The 16,035-nt window shown below is 64.8% G+C and carries 17 protein-coding genes; 6 read left to right on the top strand and 11 right to left on the bottom strand.

From position 1 onward, the window contains the following. Window position 1: 1 nt before the first annotated feature. The 7 genes from IT549_RS03540 to IT549_RS03570 are packed head-to-tail and all read right to left on the bottom strand — an operon-like array spanning window position 2 to window position 5,965. Window positions 2-2,215, bottom strand: a complete 2,214-nt coding sequence (locus IT549_RS03540; RefSeq protein WP_292970014.1) for a TonB-dependent receptor — start codon at window positions 2,213-2,215, stop codon at window positions 2-4. An 18-nt stretch (window positions 2,216-2,233) separates the two neighbouring features. After that, window positions 2,234-2,710, bottom strand: a complete 477-nt coding sequence (locus IT549_RS03545) for a cytochrome C (RefSeq protein WP_292970015.1) — start codon at window positions 2,708-2,710, stop codon at window positions 2,234-2,236. After that, window positions 2,707-3,189 (bottom strand): c-type cytochrome, encoded by a 483-nt coding sequence (locus tag IT549_RS03550; protein WP_292970017.1) that lies wholly within the window; start codon window positions 3,187-3,189, stop codon window positions 2,707-2,709. Before IT549_RS03550 ends, IT549_RS03545 begins: the two co-directional genes overlap by 4 nt. Continuing rightward, entirely contained in the window at window positions 3,186-3,734 is a 549-nt protein-coding gene (locus tag IT549_RS03555) for a methylamine dehydrogenase light chain (protein ID WP_292970019.1), read from the bottom strand. The genes IT549_RS03550 and IT549_RS03555 overlap by 4 nt, the downstream gene beginning before the upstream one ends. A 1-nt stretch (window position 3,735) precedes the next feature. Further along, window positions 3,736-4,329, bottom strand: coding sequence for a thioredoxin fold domain-containing protein (locus tag IT549_RS03560; protein WP_292970021.1), 594 nt, complete (start codon window positions 4,327-4,329; stop codon window positions 3,736-3,738). Further along, the gene (locus tag IT549_RS03565; RefSeq protein WP_292970022.1) at window positions 4,326-4,757 is read right to left on the bottom strand and encodes a MauE/DoxX family redox-associated membrane protein; all 432 of its coding nucleotides are present in this window, start codon (window positions 4,755-4,757) and stop codon (window positions 4,326-4,328) included. Before IT549_RS03565 ends, IT549_RS03560 begins: the two co-directional genes overlap by 4 nt. A gap of 56 nt (window positions 4,758-4,813) precedes the next feature. Beyond that, entirely contained in the window at window positions 4,814-5,965 is a 1,152-nt protein-coding gene (locus IT549_RS03570) for an amine dehydrogenase large subunit (protein ID WP_292970023.1), read from the bottom strand. A 143-nt stretch (window positions 5,966-6,108) separates the two neighbouring features. Here IT549_RS03570 and IT549_RS03575 point away from each other — a divergent pair, with 143 nt between their 5' ends. The 3 genes from IT549_RS03575 (at window position 6,109) to IT549_RS03585 (ending at window position 9,584) form a co-directional block, all read left to right on the top strand. Continuing rightward, window positions 6,109-6,792 (top strand): TetR/AcrR family transcriptional regulator, encoded by a 684-nt coding sequence (locus IT549_RS03575; RefSeq protein ID WP_292970024.1) that lies wholly within the window; start codon window positions 6,109-6,111, stop codon window positions 6,790-6,792. A gap of 72 nt (window positions 6,793-6,864) precedes the next feature. After that, window positions 6,865-8,412: an acetolactate synthase large subunit gene (locus IT549_RS03580; protein ID WP_292970025.1), complete on the top strand. Its 1,548-nt coding sequence runs from the start codon at window positions 6,865-6,867 to the stop codon at window positions 8,410-8,412. After that, a complete protein-coding gene (locus IT549_RS03585; RefSeq protein ID WP_292970027.1) occupies window positions 8,412-9,584 on the top strand; it encodes an L-lactate dehydrogenase in 1,173 nt (390 codons plus the stop codon). The genes IT549_RS03580 and IT549_RS03585 overlap by 1 nt, the downstream gene beginning before the upstream one ends. On the opposite strand, the gene IT549_RS03590 is transcribed toward IT549_RS03585, so the two are convergent. Next, window positions 9,581-10,330 (bottom strand): TlyA family RNA methyltransferase, encoded by a 750-nt coding sequence (locus tag IT549_RS03590; protein ID WP_292970029.1) that lies wholly within the window; start codon window positions 10,328-10,330, stop codon window positions 9,581-9,583. The two genes, IT549_RS03585 and IT549_RS03590, sit on opposite strands and share 4 nt — an antisense overlap. Before the next feature lie 27 nt (window positions 10,331-10,357). On the opposite strand from IT549_RS03590, the gene IT549_RS03595 reads away from it, so the two are divergent. The 3 genes from IT549_RS03595 (at window position 10,358) to IT549_RS03605 (ending at window position 12,914) form a co-directional block, all read left to right on the top strand. Then, window positions 10,358-10,915: a hypothetical protein gene (locus tag IT549_RS03595; protein WP_292970030.1), complete on the top strand. Its 558-nt coding sequence runs from the start codon at window positions 10,358-10,360 to the stop codon at window positions 10,913-10,915. 484 nt (window positions 10,916-11,399) lie between these two features. After that, window positions 11,400-12,500, top strand: coding sequence for a branched-chain amino acid aminotransferase (locus tag IT549_RS03600; protein ID WP_292970031.1), 1,101 nt, complete (start codon window positions 11,400-11,402; stop codon window positions 12,498-12,500). A gap of 6 nt (window positions 12,501-12,506) precedes the next feature. Next, window positions 12,507-12,914 (top strand): thiol-disulfide oxidoreductase DCC family protein, encoded by a 408-nt coding sequence (locus IT549_RS03605; protein ID WP_292970032.1) that lies wholly within the window; start codon window positions 12,507-12,509, stop codon window positions 12,912-12,914. On the opposite strand, the gene IT549_RS03610 is transcribed toward IT549_RS03605, so the two are convergent. The 3 genes from IT549_RS03610 to IT549_RS03620 all read right to left on the bottom strand — a co-directional run bounded on the left by IT549_RS03610 (window position 12,885) and on the right by IT549_RS03620 (window position 15,827). After that, window positions 12,885-14,540 (bottom strand): SDR family oxidoreductase, encoded by a 1,656-nt coding sequence (locus tag IT549_RS03610; protein WP_292970034.1) that lies wholly within the window; start codon window positions 14,538-14,540, stop codon window positions 12,885-12,887. The two genes, IT549_RS03605 and IT549_RS03610, sit on opposite strands and share 30 nt — an antisense overlap. Continuing rightward, window positions 14,537-15,190, bottom strand: coding sequence for a DUF4166 domain-containing protein (locus IT549_RS03615; protein ID WP_292970035.1), 654 nt, complete (start codon window positions 15,188-15,190; stop codon window positions 14,537-14,539). The genes IT549_RS03610 and IT549_RS03615 overlap by 4 nt, the downstream gene beginning before the upstream one ends. 61 nt (window positions 15,191-15,251) lie before the next feature. After that, window positions 15,252-15,827 (bottom strand): MarR family transcriptional regulator, encoded by a 576-nt coding sequence (locus tag IT549_RS03620; RefSeq protein WP_292970037.1) that lies wholly within the window; start codon window positions 15,825-15,827, stop codon window positions 15,252-15,254. Window positions 15,828-16,035: the final 208 nt, after the last annotated feature.

The raw sequence follows: 16,035 nt of genomic DNA on the forward strand, positions 1-16,035 counted from the left end.
CTCAGAAATTCATCCCAACGGTGATACCATAGCTGCGCGGCGAACCCACATGGTTGTAGTCGAAACCGAAGCCTGCCAGCAGGTCCACCCGCGAGGTGAAATACTGCTGATCGGTCAGGTTCTTGCCCCAGATCGACAGGTTCCACTGACCGTCATCGCTTTCCCAGTCGATGTGCCCGCCCAGCAGCGCATAGCCGGTCTGCTTGAGCCGCGGCACGTTGATCACTTCGAAGTACTGGCTGGTCTGATAGACCATTTCCGGGTGCAGCGAGAGCTTGCCCGAAGCCCCGTCGAACAGCGTGAGATCCAGCCCCAGGTTCATGCTGAACTCGGGCGAGTTCGACAGCCGGTTGCCGACCACATTGTTGCCGCTGACCGTGCCGCTCAGGATCTTGGTAGACAGCACGCCCAGCCCGGCATGCAGGCTGAACCCGTCGCTGGCGCGCACCGTCAGGTCAGCCTCGGCGCCCATGATCCGCGACTTGGGGATGTTGAGCAGGGTCTGCGCGGCCGTGCTGGGATCGACGTTGATGAACTGCTGGTTGCGGTAATCGTAATAGAACGCCGCCATGTTCAGCGTCACCTTGCGATCGGCGAATTGGGTCTTGGCGCCCACTTCGAAGGCATTGACCTTTTCGGACTGGGCCACCGAAAGTTCCGACGGATCGAAGAACGCCTGGGCGTTGAAGCTGGGCGCGCGATAGCCGCGGCTGAAGCTGGCATAGACCATGTTGCCGCTGGCAAACTTGTAGTCGAGCCCGATCTTGCCCGACAGGTTGTCGGTCGAATAGTTGAGCTCTGACAGCGGAATCAGGTTCTGCAGGAACGTGCCGTCAACCGCCAGGGCGTTGGATTCGAACCCGTACTGCCGGCCCTTGTCGTGCGTGAAGCGCAAGCCGCCGCGCAGCGTCAGGTTCTCTCCCAGTTCGTATTTGAGATCGCTGTAGAGCGCGAAGCTCTCCTTGGTCTGGTCGAACTGGTTCTTGAACTGGCAGGCATAGATCCCGCTGTCGATGCAGTCCTGCGCATCGACCACCAGATCGCCGTTGTAATCATAGTCGTTGGCGATCTTGAAGTTGCTCGAATTGAACACCTGTTCACGGTTGTAATAGGCGCCGATGATGAAATCGAACGGGCCGCCGGTGTCGCTGGTCAGGCGCAGGTCCTGCGCGAACTGCTTGGCCTCGTCGTCATAGGGAATTTCGAGCAGCTGGATCGACTGGCCATCGGTATCCTCGATGAAGTGCAGCGATCCCTTGTCGTATGACGTGATGCTGGTCAGCGCCAGAGTGTCCGACAGGTCGAAGTTCGCGGTCAAGGCCACCGAAGTGGTCCGCGCCTTGCGCCGCGCGGTTTCGTTGGAAGCGATTTCCCACTTGCCAAGGCCCGCGCGGTTGATCGCCTCAGGCTGGGCATAGATCCCGTAATTGCGCGGATCCTGATAGCTGGTCGAACCGCGCAGCGTGAACTTCACACCATCGGCGGGTTCGAACACCAGGGTGCCGCGCAGCCCCCATTCGCGGGTTTCGGCCAGATCCGGCTGGCCGGGCACGACGTTCTTGAACCAGCCATTGGCCTGGGCAAAGGTGCCCGCCACGCGCAGCGCGGCCTTGTCGCCAATCGGCAGGTTGACCGCGCCGTTCAGATCGACGCGGTTGAACCGGCCATAGCCCATGCTGAAATTGCCGCTGGTTTCGCCCAGCTTGGCAGTCTTGGTGATCAGGTTGACCGCGCCGCCGGTGGTGTTCTTGCCATAGAGCGTACCCTGCGGACCCTTGAGCACTTCGACCCGTTCCAGATCGTACATGGCCACGCCCAGGAAGGCGAAATTGCCCTTGTAGACTTCGTCATAATAGGTCGCCACCGGGCTCGACTGGTTGAGCGAATAGTCCGACATCGAAACCCCGCGCAGCGCGAAGATCGGCGTGTTGTCGCCAACGATGCTGGTCAGCTGCAGGTTGGCGACCTTGGTCACCAGTGAATCGACGCTGTTGACCCGCGCCTTGGCCAGATCGTCGCCGCCGATTGCGGAAACCGACAGCGGGATCTTCTGCAGGCTTTCGGATCGCTTGGTCGCGGTCACGACGATATCGGCATTGTCCGCGTCATCGGCTTCGGCGCCATCGGTTGACTGGGCCATGGCGGGCGATGCCACCAGTGCCAGGGCGATCGCCAGGTTGGGCAGCAGCAGCGCCCTTGGGTTCGATTTGCGCATTTCAGATCCTCCCTGTTTTCATTTTGGAGCAAGCCCGGCCCTGGCCAGATCGGCGACCAGGCGGCTGCGAACTTCGAGCCGGTCGAGCCGCAGCGGCGTCTTGCGCAGCTTGGCGATCTCGGCGGCAGAATAGGGTTTGAAATCCGCCGGAACATGTTGCGGATCAAAGCGATAGAGCGTCCAGTTGAGCAACTGGGCGAGCCGTTCATCGCCCAGATCGACGCTCGCGACACCCGGCACCTGGCCCAGGAATTCGCGCCCGCCCCGAACGTGCAGGAAACGCGCCGTCTCGTCGGCCAGCGGCGGGGTGTTCACGGCATTCCCGCTGCCGTCGGGGTGATGGCAGCCCTGGCATTTCAATTGATAGTCGGTCCGCGCCTGCGCCGGGTTAGGCACGCCGCGCATCACCGGCCCGGGCTCTTGCCCGGCCAGTCCTGCCGCAAGCGCCGGCACTGTGGCCAGCGTCAGCAACGCAAGGCCCAGTGCCGGTTTCATCCGCCCCCGACCGCCGTGTGCAGCCGGGCCACGTCATTGCCAGTCATGCTGGCTCCGCTGGCCCGGGCCGTACCGACTTCTGCCGAAGTGAACGGCTTGAAGGCCGGTCCCTGGGTAGCGATCCTGGTCCCGACATGATTGAGCACGGCGGCGACCGCAGCATCATCCAGACCGGCCTGGGCCGGCATGACATTGCGATAGGGCTTGCCTTCAACGGTCAAGGGACCAGAAATGCCGCGGGTTACCACCAGCACCAGATACCGCCGCCCGCCAGGCTTGCTGGCCAGTTTGCGGAAGTCGGCTCCCAGCGGCGGATAGGTTGCGGGAATTCCCTTGCCGGTCGCGGTGTGGCAAGCCGCACAGCGGTTATAGATCACCGCACCATTTGGCGGGGCGGCTCCGGTCACCGGCTGGGCGGCCAGGGTCAGAATTGCAGCCCCCGCGACCAATGGCAGGGCAAGCAGGCGCAGTCCGCTCATTTCTCGGCAACCCCGACGATCGCGGCGACCGAACAGTTGTAGATGCTGCTTTCCGTGCCCAGGCACCAATTATAGTCGTTGTTCGCTTGCGGCCGGACTTGCGGGCGGTCGCCTTCGTTGCGGTTGCACAGGCAATGCCCGCAAGATGAAACCCCGCAGCAGTCGTTGTAACTGATCACATAGGCCCGCCCGTCAGCCGGGTTGGTGCAGGTGCCGATCCAGGTGATCGGGCTCATTTCGGTCCCCGGCGGGCAGGTGTTGACCGTGCCGCCGCAGCAGGCACAGATGAACCCGTCAATCGCGCAATAGCGCCAATAGTCGCATGCCCCCTGGTCGCCCGGATCCTGCGGGTTACCGCTTTCGATCGGCGGGCGCTTGCCGCCGCCGCCGGCCGGAGCCGCCGCAGCCGCCCGGGATACCGGCAAGACCGGCAGCACCGCCGCGCCGGTCGCAAAGGCGCCCAGCACTGCCAGCGAGGATCGGCGCGAAGTGCCGCGCGCCAGGCGGCGGGCCAGCTTTTCGGTAAATTTGTCGAATGCGGACATATCAGGCACCCCCATTGCGGCGCGAAAGGAAATCCTGGATCGAGGCGACGCCCCGCTCCTTGGCTTCGAACAGGCTTTCAAGGTGTTCGCGGCTGTTGATCAGGCCCAGCGAGGCGAGCTTTCCGGTCTCGTCGAGCAGCACCGCATAGGGCAGCTTCGACACACCGTAGGATCGACCCAGCGCTTCAGAGAGAACCAGCGGCAGATCGCCGATTCCATGGCTGGCAGTCATTGCCTGATAGGCCGCAGTGTCCCCATCGCCGGCGATTACCACCTCCAGCCAGTCCGCTTCAGCCCGGGCCGAGCTTTTCAGCACCGGCAACAGGCTCTTGCAGACCGGACAATCGGGCGCGGCGAAGAACACCAGCTGGCTGCGCCCGTCGCGCTTGCCGCCGATGGTGATCGACCCGCCCTGCGCGGTCTTGAGTTCAAGCGAGGTCGGAACCTCACCCACCTTTACGCTTTGGTGCAGGGTTAGCGCGCCGGCCGGGGCGATCCGTTCGTGCAGGATGCCGACCTGCCGGGCCAGCGCGGCGACCATTACCGCCAGGACGATAACCGCCACCCACAAGAGGATTTGCGAAGTCAGGATCATGTCCGGGCACTCCTTGGACGGGGAATCGAATGCAGTTCGCCCGCAGCGAACCACAGCGCGGCCAGCGCCAGCGCGGCGAACGGGGTTTCCAGCGTCAGGCCCAGCGGTGCAAACCGCCCCACCAGTGCGGCAAGCAGGGCCAGCAACGCCGGACGCAGGATCGCGAACAGATCGACCGGCCGCTCGCGCGCTACGAAATCGCAACCGCAATCGAGCACTTTGCCGCGCTGGCGCAGCAAGGTCAGACAATAGACTGTCCACAGCGTGGCGGCAGCCAGTGCCCCGCCGATCTGCAACCCCGGAACCAGCAGGGCGAGCGCCGCCAACCCCTCAACCGTGGCGGCCAGCGCCAGTAGCAACACGCCCAGCGGCATGGGGACGCCGGCAAGCCGCGCGACCACTGCGCCCAGCCGATCGCGTGCCGTCACCTTGTGCACGGCCGAAGCGGCCAACAGCAGGGCCAGGAAAAGAGCGACCGCCGCCATTACGGAACCGGCGTAATCAGGACCGGGCTGGCTGCCACGGTTGCACCGAGCGACCGGACGAATTTGCCGCTGACGGCATCATAGACGTCGATATCGCCGGGCGCGCGCGCGACCACCAGATGCGGGCTGGCTTCGCTGGTCACCGCGATCGAGCCCGAATGGCCCTGCAGCACGATCCGCTGGGTGCGCTGGCCGCTGGACGGATCAATCACCCAGACCTCGCTGCCGCCGTCCTTGTGGCTGCCTTCCTTGCCATAGGGGCTCATCAGCACATAGAGCAGACCGGTCGGCCCGGCGGCGATCACCTGCCAGCCGCCCGGACGCCACGCTGGCTGTCCGCCTTCGGCAGTACCGACAGAGAGTTTGCCCGGCAGCGGGCGCGCTACCGGCCCCGACAGGTCATAGCCCTTCAGCAAGCCACCAAAGGTGACGAACCAGGCCGTCTGACCGGCAAAGGCGGCGTTCTGGAACTGGGCCTGGTTGTCGATATCCTGGACATTGGGCAGGGTCTTCGAACTGGCGACCTTGCCGGCATCGTCAAGCTGGATCGAAGTCAGCGAGCCATCGGCGCAGAAGGTGGTGAAACCGCGCGCGCCGGTGGGATAGAATTGCGAGCAGCCCGGCAGGTCGATTTCCGACAGCACCTTGCGGCCATCCAGATCGACCACGGTGACCGACTGCGCCGGGGTAAAGTTGGCGACCACCGCCCACTTCTTGCCGTTGATGAACTGGAACAGCCCGTTGTAGGTTACCGACTGCTGGCGCTTGCCGCCAGGCAGCAGAATTTCACCCTTGGGCTGGAGGCTGCGTGAATCCCACACCGTGATCGCATCGGTGCGCTCGCCGCGGGTCAGGCGTGAATAGAAGGTCTCTGCCGTATAGAACTCGTGCTTTTCCGGCGCGTAGAGCAGGTTCCCGAACTGCGCGGTGCGGACCACGCCCTTCATCGGCTGCGCGAGGTTCTCCGTATCGACCACCACCACCTTGCCATCAAGAATGGCATTGAAGTTGAAGTCATGGACCAGCACCCAATGCTTTGGATAGCTGTCTGGCAGCGTGCCGACGCTGGGGATCGGCTCTTCCGGCAGCGGCGGCGGCGTTGCCGCCACGGCCGAGCCGGCTGTCAGCAAGAGCGCAAGCGCGAATGACATCGATCGCATAGGTCCCTCCCCAAGCGGAGTCTTGACCCATCCCCCGCCGTTGACCGCATGCTGACGGTTTGAGGTAAAGTTTATCAAGTGTCCTAAATTTGTCTATCGTACGGTTTCTGACTGATCCGGAGATTCGACAACAAATGCCTGATTCGCTTACCTTTGAACGCAAGATTCAGGCCATTACAGTCGCCGATCTGGCCTTTCCTCCGCGTGAAGGCGGCTATGCCAAGGGGCACGAGACTCGCGAAGAGATCCTGCGCGCCGCGCTGCACCTGCTGGTCAATTCGGGCTATCGGGCCATGTCGATGCGCAAGATTGCGGCGGCCTGCGGCATGAAGCTGGGCAACCTGACCTACCACTTTCCAACCCGCGAAGACCTGGTCCAGGCGCTGCTCGATTCGGTCATCTCGAGCTACGAGATCGAATTCGACAAGATCATGCATCACCCCCAGCTGCCCCCCGAAGGGCGTCTCGATCTGTACTGCGAGACCGTGCTGGAGGACTTGCGCACGCTGAAGACCACCCGGTTCTTCCCCGAACTGTGGGCGCTATCCAATCACGATCCGTTCGTTTTCGAGCGCATGCACGAACTGTATGTCCGCGCCCGCGCCCCGCTTGATGAGATCGTGGCTGACATGAGGGCCGACCTGCCAGCAGAGAAGCGGGCCGCATTGGTGCTGTTCATTTCCGCCGCGATGGAAGGCCTGACGGTCTTCGCCGGCTATGGCAAACCCTTCGAACCGATGATGCCAGCGCTGGAAGGAGTCGCAACCAAGGCCTTCAAGGATCTGGTCCGCACGATCCGCGAGGAAGACATTCCGTAGCGTCAGTCTGATCGCGCTTGCACCACGCCGCAATGTCTGAAAACTTGGCTGCAAACGGGAGGATTCTGGATCATGAACGGCGCTGAAGCATTCATCGAAACCTTGCATGCCTGCGGAGTGGAAGTCTGCTTCGCCAACCCCGGCACGTCCGAAATGCAGCTGGTCGCGGCGGTCGACCGGCAGCACGGGATGCGCGCGATCCTGGGCCTGTTCGAAGGCGTGGTGACCGGCGCGGCGGATGGGTACGGCCGCATGGCCGACAAGCCGGCGGTGACCCTGCTCCATCTGGGCCCGGGTCTGGGCAATGGCCTGGCGAACCTGCACAACGCCAAGAAGGCCGGCAGTCCGGTGATCAACATGGTCGGCGACCATGCGACTTATCACAAGCATTTCAATGCTCCGCTGACTTCGGACACCGAAGGCGTTGCCCGGCCGATGTCGGACTGGGTCCGCACCTCAACCTCCGAACGTGACCTGGCCCAGGCGGGGGCCGAAGCCTTTTCGGTCGCGCAGGGCTATCCCGGCCGGATCGCCACGGTGATCGTGCCCGCCAACCATGCCTGGAGCGAAGGCTCCGCTCCGGTTGCCCCCCTGCCTGTCCCCGCCGTTGCGAAGACGCCGGACGCGGCAATTGCTGCGGCTGCGGCAGCGCTCAAGGATGGCGAGGGACCGAAGTGCCTGTTCCTGGGCGGACGGGCGCTGCGCGAGGAGGCGCTGATCGAAGCCGGGCGGATCGCGGCGGCTACCGGCTGCCGGCTGGTCTGCGAAACCTTTGCCACCCGCCACCAGCGCGGCGTGGGCCGGGTCGCGGTTGAAAAGCTGCCCTATTTCGGTGAGCAGGCGCAGGCCTTCATTGCCGAATTCAAGACCATCGTGTTCTGCGGCAGCGAACCGCCGGTCTCGTTCTTCGCCTATCCCGGCAAGCCCAGCTGGCTGTCACCCGAGGGCGCCAACCTGGTCCGCCTGGCCAGCATGCGCGAGGATGCCCTGCACGCCCTGTCCGGGCTGGCCACGGCATTGAATGCCCCGGCCGAACCCGCGCTGGTTCAGCAAGCGGGCGCATTCCCGGCCGCCGAAGGCCAGCTCAACAGCGCCAACCTGGGCGCGGTGCTGGCCGAACTGCTGCCCGAGAACGCGATCGTCTCCGATGAGGGCGCGACCCAGGGCGGTGCATCAATGCTGGCCTGCGCGGCGGCCAGGAAGCATGACTGGTTGCAGCTGACCGGCGGCTCGATCGGTCAGGGCCTGCCGCTGGCGGTGGGGGCTGCGGTCGCTTGCCCGGACCGCAAGGTGATCGCGCTGCACGGCGATGGCGGGGCGATGTACACCGTCCAGGCGCTGTGGACCATGGCGCGCGAAAACCTGGATGTGACCACGATCATCCTCAACAACGGGTCCTACGCGATCCTCAACATCGAACTGATGCGGGTGGGCGTGCAAAACCCCGGGCCCAAGGCGCTGTCGATGCTCGACCTGCGCAATCCGGCGATCAACTGGTCGCAGATCTCTGAAGGGATGGGCGTGCCGGCGGTGCGCGTCGATACGGCAGAAGGCTTCCGCCAGGCGCTGGCCGATGCGCTGGCGCACAAGGGGCCGCGGCTGATCGAGGCGCTGCTCTGATGGGCGAAACGCTCAACCTGCTTCCCGCCAGCTATGCCGATTTTCGCGCCCGCGCCGAAAGGCGCCTGCCGCGCTTCCTGTTCGATTACATCGACGGTGGATCGGGCGCGGAAGTGACCCTGCGGCGCAACACCGCCGATTGGGAAGCGGTTCAGCTGGTCCAGAAGGTCCTGTGCGATGCTTCGAAGATGGATTGCTCGGTCGAACTGTTCGGTGAAAAGCTGGCCATGCCGCTGGTGCTGGCCCCGGTCGGCATGGGCGGGATGACCGCGCGGCGCGGCGAGGTACAGGCCAAGCGCGCGGCCGATGCGGCCGGAATTCCCTTTTGTCTTTCCACCGTCGGGGTCTGCTCGATGGAAGAGGTTGCCAAGGTCTCGGACCGGCCATTCTGGTTCCAGCTCTATATGCTGAAGGACCGCGGGGTGGTGCAGGATATCCTTGCCCGTGCCTGGGATCACGGGGTGCGGACGCTGGCCTTCACGATCGACCTGGCAGTGCTGGGCACGCGCTATCGCGATATCCGCAATGGCATGGCCGGCGGCCTTGGTGCCTGGGGCAAATTGCGGGCCGGGCCGATCGACTATGGCCTGCATCCGCGCTGGGTGATGGACGTAGGCCTGCGCGGTCGCCCGCACGGCCTTGGCAACGTCGCCAAATATGTTGCGGGCACGGGGTCGGGCAACGTCGCCAATTTCATGCTGTGGATGGCCGGACAGTTCGATCCTTCGGTAACCTGGAAAGATATCGAATGGCTGCGCGGGATCTGGAAGGGCAATCTGGTACTCAAGGGCGTTCTCGATATCGACGATGCCCGCCAGTCCGTTGCGATTGGCGCTGACGGGATCATCGTTTCCAACCATGGCGGCCGCCAGCTCGATGGCGTTGCATCCAGTGCGGCGATGCTGCCCCGGATTGCCGATGCGGTTGGCGACAAGACCACAGTGCTGGTCGATGGCGGGATCCGCACCGGGCAAGACCTGGTCCGCGCACTGGCGCTGGGGGCCAAGGCCGCGCTGATCGGGCGCCCCTGGGCATTGGCCCTGGGTGCTGGCGGCGAGGCAGCGCTTGCGCGCTATCTGGGCCTGGTCAAGCAGGACATGCGCACCGCGCTGGGTCTGACCGGAGCGATCGATGCCCGCAATGTCGATCGTTCGGTGCTGCTCGAAAGCTAGTCCACTTCGCGCAAGGCCGAAATCAGGAACTCCACATTGCCTTCCGGCCCGGTGATCGGGCTTTCGACGATACCTTGCACCTGCCAGCCCAGCCCCTCGATCCACTGGCGCACTTCATCGCAGACGCGCTGGTGCAGCGCCGGATCGCGCACCACCCCGCCCTTGCCCACCTCGGCCCGGCCCACTTCGAACTGCGGTTTGATCAACGCGACCAGGCGGCAGGGTGTGGCGGCCAGTTTCAGCGGCACGTCGAGCACCTTGGCCAGCCCGATGAAACTGGCATCGCAAACCACCCAGTTGCAGGGCCGGTCGATCTGATCCGGGGTCAGCACCCGCGCGCTGGTCTGTTCCAGCACCGTGACGCGCGGATCCTGGCGCAGTTTCCAGGCGAGCTGGTTGGTGCCGGAATCAACCGCGAAGACGTGGCTGGCACCCTTGCTCAGCAGCACATCGGTAAACCCGCCGGTCGAACTGCCGATATCCATCGCCACCGCGCCTGCCGGATCGAGCCCGAAATGGTCGATCGCGTGGGCCAGCTTGATCCCGCCGCGCGAAACCCACGGGTGATCGCGTCCGCGCACCTCCAGCGGAGCATCGGCAAGCAGCGTCTGGCCGGGCTTGGCAATCTTGGTTTCGCCGGAAAAGACCAGGCCTGCCAGCACCAGCGCCTGCGCGCGGGTGCGGCTTTCGGCGTGGCCGCGTTCGACCAGCATCTGGTCCACCCGTTCCTTGCGCTGCTTGCTCATTGCCGCGCCTCCTTCCATAGAAGGCTGGTGAAGGCAATTGCTCCCTCGTCGCCAGTCTGGGCCAAGGCCGCCGCGCTGCTTGGCCCGGCATTGCTCGCCGCCTGCGCCGCGCCGCCCAGGCCGGTGCCAGTCCCCGCGCCGGCACCCACGCCGGCACCGCTCCCGCCGCCCCCGCCGCTGCCCAGGCCCCCGGCCGACTGGCGTGACGCGGCGCAAACTGCGGGCACCTGGCGCTGGGCCATCGTCCAGGGCCGTTCAACCGCCAGCTTTGTCGGAACCGACGGTTCAGCCAAGGCCGGCCTGAGCTGTGACAAGCTCAATGGCCGCGTGCTGCTGTCGCGGGCTGGCAGCCAGGCAGTCGCCACCCCAATGGCTTTGACCAGCACCTTCGGAACCCGGCCGCTCAGCAGCGATCCCTTGCGTTCGCCGCCCGGCTGGATCGTGGCCGAATTGCATGCCAGCGATCCGATGCTGGATTCGATCGCCTTTTCGCGCGGACGCTTCGCCTTTGAAGTCGCAGGGATGGAAACACTCTACCTGCCCAGCTGGCCCGAGATCGGCCGGGTGATCGAGGATTGCCGCTGAAGCTTGGCTGTGGAGAACTGCCCGGTCGCGGGCCGAAGCGCAGAATTCTGACAGCAAATTTTTTTCACGCAAGACTTGTTGTGCAGCGAGAAATGAATCACACCTATGACCAAGGCCAAAGCGGTCTTTCCGCCACGGTCCAGTCCTCGTCCGGGGGCGAATGGCTCAACAGCGCGAAAGGAGGTGACCGATGTCTCATGGTTCAGCAGGGAGGTCGGTAACCCGCTTGATGGAGCATTATCGCTGAGCATTGTTTAAGCGATAGAGGCTTCGTGAGCGGCGCTTTCCGGCCGCTGACCATGCGAAGGGCTGCTTCCGGTTAGGCCGGGGCAGCCCTTCTCATTTGGGGCTGCCGCTTGGCCTCGGCCCGTTCATGGGCTATGAAGGAAAAAGAAATAACGTCATTACTTTTATTGCTTGCGGGTTGCGCGAGATGTAATTTTCGTTCAATGCCCGCGCTTCGCAGTGCAAGGATTCGATTCTGATGGCTACCCTCGCCGAACCCGCGACCCGTTTTGCCCAAGTGCCCCACCCCGCGCCGACCCCGGCCGAGGTGCGCGCCGAAGTCTTGGCGAACCCCGGCTTCGGCACCCGCTTCACCGACCACATGGTCTCGATCGACTGGTCTGAAGAGGCTGGCTGGCACAATGCCGCAGTCCTGCCCTATGGCCCGATCGCGCTCGATCCGGCGGCCTCGGTGCTGCACTATGCTCAGGAAATCTTTGAAGGGATGAAGGCCTATCGCCACCCCGATGGCTCGATGGCGCTGTTCCGCCCGCAGGCCAATGCCCGGCGCTTCAACCAGTCGGCCCGGCGCCTTGCCATGCCCGAACTTCCCGAAGAACTGTTCATCCAGGCGATCCGCGAACTGGTGGAGGTGGACAAGGACTGGTTCCCGAGCGTGGAAGGCGGTTCGCTCTACCTGCGCCCGTTCATGATCGCGACCGAAGCCTTCCTGGGCGTGCGGGCAGCGAAGAGCTACAAGTTCCTGGTGATCGCCAGCCCGGCCGGCAATTACTTCAAGAGCGGCGCCCCGGCGGTGTCGATCTGGGTTTCGGACTATACCCGCGCGGCCCCGGGCGGAACCGGCGCGGCCAAATGCGGCGGCAACTATGCCGCCAGCCTGGTCCCCACCGCCGAAGCCTTTGCCAAGGGGCACGATCAGGTGCTGTTCCTTGATGCGGCCGAGCACAAGTGGATCGAGGAACTGGGCGGCATGAACCTGTTCTTCGTCTTTGCCGATGGCAGCCTGCTGACCCCGCCGATCAGCGGCACGATCCTCGAAGGGGTGACCCGCGACAGTCTGATCGCGCTGGCCCGCGATGAAGGACTGACCGTTCGAGAAGACAAGTACAGTCTGGACCAGTGGCGCGCCGATGCCGCCTCGGGCCAGCTGGTCGAAGCCTTCGCCTGCGGCACCGCCGCAGTGGTCACCCCGGTTGGCAAGGTTGCCGGTCGCGATGGTGAATTCACTATCGGCAGCGGCGGTCCCGGCCAGCTGACCGGCAAGCTCAAGGCCCGGCTGACCGCGATCCAGCGCGGCGAAGCGCCCGATCCGCATGGCTGGGTGATGCGGCTGGACTGACCGCTGATGGACCGGGACGCAGCGGGACCGATCATCGTGTTCGATGCGCTCTGCGTGCTGTGTTCGGCCAATGCCCAATTCGTCCTGCGGCATGACAGGCGCGGCCTTTTCCACCTGGCTTCGATGCAGGGCGAGGTTGGCAGCGCGCTTTACCGCCGCTTCGGGATCGACCCGGCCGACCCCGAAACGCTGATCGTGGTCGAGGGGGATCACGCCTTGCGTGACAGCGATGCGGTACTGGCGATCTATGCCGGACTGGGCTGGCCTTGGCGCATGCTGGGTCTGCTTCGGCTGGTTCCCCGCGCCTTGCGCGATCCGGTCTATCGGCTGGTGGCGCGCAACCGTTACCGTCTGTTCGGCAAGCGCGCGACCTGCTGGGTTCCCTCAGCCGAGCACCAGGCCCGAATTCTCTAGCGTCAGCGTACCGACGTAGTGCACCACCGGACCGATTAGCGGCATCGTCACGCCCACATCAAATCCGAAGCGCCCACCGGCATCCCATTCGCGCGCGGCAATTTTGGGAGCGAGAAACCCGGGCATTGGCAGGTGGAACGCCGACCAGCGGGCCAGCTCAAGCTGCAAGGCCCCCTCGCCATCAATCACGATCCGGAACGTGAACCGCAGGGGGCCGAAGCGCTCGATCAGCAAGCCGTCGCGGGATCCAGCCATTTCGCTGGAGAAGCGGTATGATCCAAAGGTCCGCGTCCAACGCTCCGTGCCTGCTTCAGGACTAAAGCGAACGTCGAGTGGATAGTGGCCAGCCGCCGGAAAGCCCATGATCCAGCCCAGCAGGCGGGCGAGCGGATTGCGCCCACGCTCAACCCTGGCCTCACCTTGCGCGCTGGTTTCGGCCAGTGGAGCATGCATCGAGCGCAAGGGCACGGACATCGCCGCAAAACGCTCGCCCAGCAGGCGCTGGTAGAGTGGTTCAACATTCCCTTCCCGAACCTGCTGCGACAGCGGCAGCTCGGCCAGCAAGGGTTGGAAATCGGCCAGAGCCAGCTCGCGCGAGGCATCGCGCGCACCGGGCGCCAGCGCTCCAGCCCGCAATCGCCGCGCCAGCAACTGCGCCGCCAGGGTGGGGATTTCCTGCCCCAGCCCCTGTTCGGCGATCAGGGTCCAGCTGCGGTGGAGCGGCGCCCCTTCTGCCAGGCCGATCACATCTACATTCATGGCCGAGCGTGTTCCGCCCAGCCGCGCGCTTGCTTGCTGAAGCGGAGCAAGCAGCGCCGCCAAACGCGCGGGCCGTTGGAGCCACCCGCGCGCCGCGATCCAGCTGAGCACGCCGAGCGCGCGCATCTGCAGGCCCGATTCCGAGCCGCCGCGAAAGGTTACGGCAGGCTTGCCGGGGAGCTGGTCGGGCATCAATTCAAGATCCGGCACTTCGGCCAGCCCGACCAGCCGGCCCAGCGGAGCCACACCATCGACCGCAAAGTGCTCGCGCCGCATCAGCGACCATCCGTGGGCCTCGACCTGCTGGCCCGCCCGCCAGAGCCGGATCGGCTTTCCGGCATAGCTGAGCGCCGCCGCGACCACCGAGCGGCCCGAGCTGGCGCGGGTCGTGGCGCTGATCGCCATATCGACCGCGACCACCCGCTCCATGCCCGCAGCCAGTTCGCGCACCACCGCGCCGGACAACGCCGGCACGCTCGATCCTCCGCCGATGACAGCCAGTCCGGTCTGCTTCGCAGCTCGATCGAACTGATTGATCTGGCAGACAAAGTCACGGCCGTCAGCCAGGTCGATGTAGTGCACGCCAGCGGCCAGGCAGGCCTCGACAACGCAGTAGGAACTGCCCTGGAATGGCCCGGCAGCATCGACCAGCAGGAGCGGGCGATGCTGTTCGAGCAATGGCACCAGGTCACTCCCGCGATCGGCGCTGATCCCCTCGCCCTCCGGCAAGGTCGCCGCGAAAGCCCGGGCCTTGGCCAGATTGCGGCCACCAACCAGTACTTGCCAGCCATCGCCTGCCAGCCGCCGCGCCAGCCGCGCGCCAAAGCCGCCGTAACCGCCAAGGATCAGGACAAGGGGCTTGCTCATTGGTCGTGAAACTCCCCGTGCTGGTGGATCAGCTCGCCCAGCAGGGGATGCCGCAAGTCGAGCACGAAAGCGAATGCTCCATGATGATGGTCGATGTGATCGATCGTCAGCTGGCCCGGCGCGAGCCAGCGCGGCAGGCGAAACCGCAGTTTTCCGAGCTTCAGGAAGTAGTGGTGCGAGCGGAAGACGATCCGGTCCCGCTCGGCCGATACCGTCAGCGCGACCCCGAAGCCGAGCCCCAGATACTCCTCCAGCCCGGTGGGGCCGGTGAACATCTTGGCGCTGTGAATCACCTGCGGAAAGCCGCGGCGGCGGGCATAGACGCGGGTCCAGACCTGCCCGCCCGAGGGACCGTGTTCGGTCACCGTCACCACCGCCGCCAGCCCGCCGCCGCGATCGAGCGGCAACGGTGCCCCGATCAGCCGGCAGAGGTGCGCAAGGCAAAGGCCGATGGCACTCAAGCGGCACTCACCGATCACACCCGCGTAACTTACCGAGCACCCGGGAGCATAACGCTTGGCAAACCGCGCCCGCACCAAAGCCGGAAGCCGCGCCCAGCCCTCGCTGCCCAGCAGCCGGGCGAAGCGCAGATCGGCCAGTGCCGCATCGGAAGCGAGTTGCGCCTCCCATCTTGCCAGTGCCTGAGCCATCTCCCGTTCCTTTCGTAATTTCTGTATCAAGAGAAATCGGCGAGCAAATTTTTTTCGCCCGCTAGTCCGCTTCCTTCTCACCCTTGCCGCCAACGAACTTGAGCAGCCCCACCACTTTCGCGCCCAGCTTGATCAGCCGCATGATCTGGTGCGGCGGCACGTTGAGCATCTGGCGGTACCAGCCCTCGACCGTGTGGATGAAGCCGTGCATGTCGGCCAGCCGCCGCGCGACCGTGGGGTGCAGCGGGGTCTGGTCAGCCTGGGCCATGGCCGCATCGATCGCGGCGAGCATCGGGTCGATCTCGCGCTCCTTGCGGCCCTGGGCAACCTTGTTGGCCATCTGCCACATGTCAGTCTCGGCCTCGTAGTAATCGCGCCGGTCGCCCAGCACCGGCACCCGCCGGATCAGCTTCCACGCCAGCAGTTCCTTGACGCTGTTCGACACGTTGGAGCGCGCCATGCCTAGCCGGTCGGCGATCTCTTCGGCATTCAGCGCGGTTTCGCTGAGGATCAGCAACGCCTGGATCTGCGCGACCGAGCGGTTCACCCCCCACTGCCCGCCCAGGTCCCCCCAACGCAGCACGAATTCCTGCACCGCGGGATGAAGCTTGGACGACTCGTTGGTAATTTCTGTCATGACAGAAATATGTGATATACGTGTCTTCCTGTCAAGCTTGAGCTTTCAGGCCGACCAAGAACAAGGGGGTTCACGCAGAGGGCGCAGAGCAGAAAACAGAGGCGCAGAGATGTCTCGCCTGCGGCGAAGCCGCTCTCAGAAGGCGACGGTGCGGCAAACGCAGCATCATTCGGGAGAAGAGCCTGCGGCTCAGCTCAAGCCCTCTGCG

The sequence above is a fragment of the Novosphingobium sp. genome, assembly GCF_020852455.1.
GTDB lineage: Bacteria > Pseudomonadota > Alphaproteobacteria > Sphingomonadales > Sphingomonadaceae > Novosphingobium.

Coding starts and splice junctions, on each gene's coding strand:
- IT549_RS03605 (WP_292970032.1), top strand. CDS start 12,507: ATGGACCGGGACGCAGCGGGACCGATCATCGTGTTCGATGCGCTCTGC.
- IT549_RS03590 (WP_292970029.1), bottom strand. CDS start 10,330: ATGAGCAAGCAGCGCAAGGAACGGGTGGACCAGATGCTGGTCGAACGC.
- IT549_RS03575 (WP_292970024.1), top strand. CDS start 6,109: ATGCCTGATTCGCTTACCTTTGAACGCAAGATTCAGGCCATTACAGTC.
- IT549_RS03600 (WP_292970031.1), top strand. CDS start 11,400: ATGGCTACCCTCGCCGAACCCGCGACCCGTTTTGCCCAAGTGCCCCAC.
- IT549_RS03540 (WP_292970014.1), bottom strand. CDS start 2,215: ATGCGCAAATCGAACCCAAGGGCGCTGCTGCTGCCCAACCTGGCGATC.
- IT549_RS03555 (WP_292970019.1), bottom strand. CDS start 3,734: ATGTCCGCATTCGACAAATTTACCGAAAAGCTGGCCCGCCGCCTGGCG.
- IT549_RS03560 (WP_292970021.1), bottom strand. CDS start 4,329: ATGATCCTGACTTCGCAAATCCTCTTGTGGGTGGCGGTTATCGTCCTG.
- IT549_RS03550 (WP_292970017.1), bottom strand. CDS start 3,189: ATGAGCGGACTGCGCCTGCTTGCCCTGCCATTGGTCGCGGGGGCTGCA.
- IT549_RS03610 (WP_292970034.1), bottom strand. CDS start 14,540: ATGAGCAAGCCCCTTGTCCTGATCCTTGGCGGTTACGGCGGCTTTGGC.
- IT549_RS03620 (WP_292970037.1), bottom strand. CDS start 15,827: ATGACAGAAATTACCAACGAGTCGTCCAAGCTTCATCCCGCGGTGCAG.
- IT549_RS03580 (WP_292970025.1), top strand. CDS start 6,865: ATGAACGGCGCTGAAGCATTCATCGAAACCTTGCATGCCTGCGGAGTG.
- IT549_RS03615 (WP_292970035.1), bottom strand. CDS start 15,190: ATGGCTCAGGCACTGGCAAGATGGGAGGCGCAACTCGCTTCCGATGCG.
- IT549_RS03585 (WP_292970027.1), top strand. CDS start 8,412: ATGGGCGAAACGCTCAACCTGCTTCCCGCCAGCTATGCCGATTTTCGC.
- IT549_RS03570 (WP_292970023.1), bottom strand. CDS start 5,965: ATGTCATTCGCGCTTGCGCTCTTGCTGACAGCCGGCTCGGCCGTGGCG.
- IT549_RS03545 (WP_292970015.1), bottom strand. CDS start 2,710: ATGAAACCGGCACTGGGCCTTGCGTTGCTGACGCTGGCCACAGTGCCG.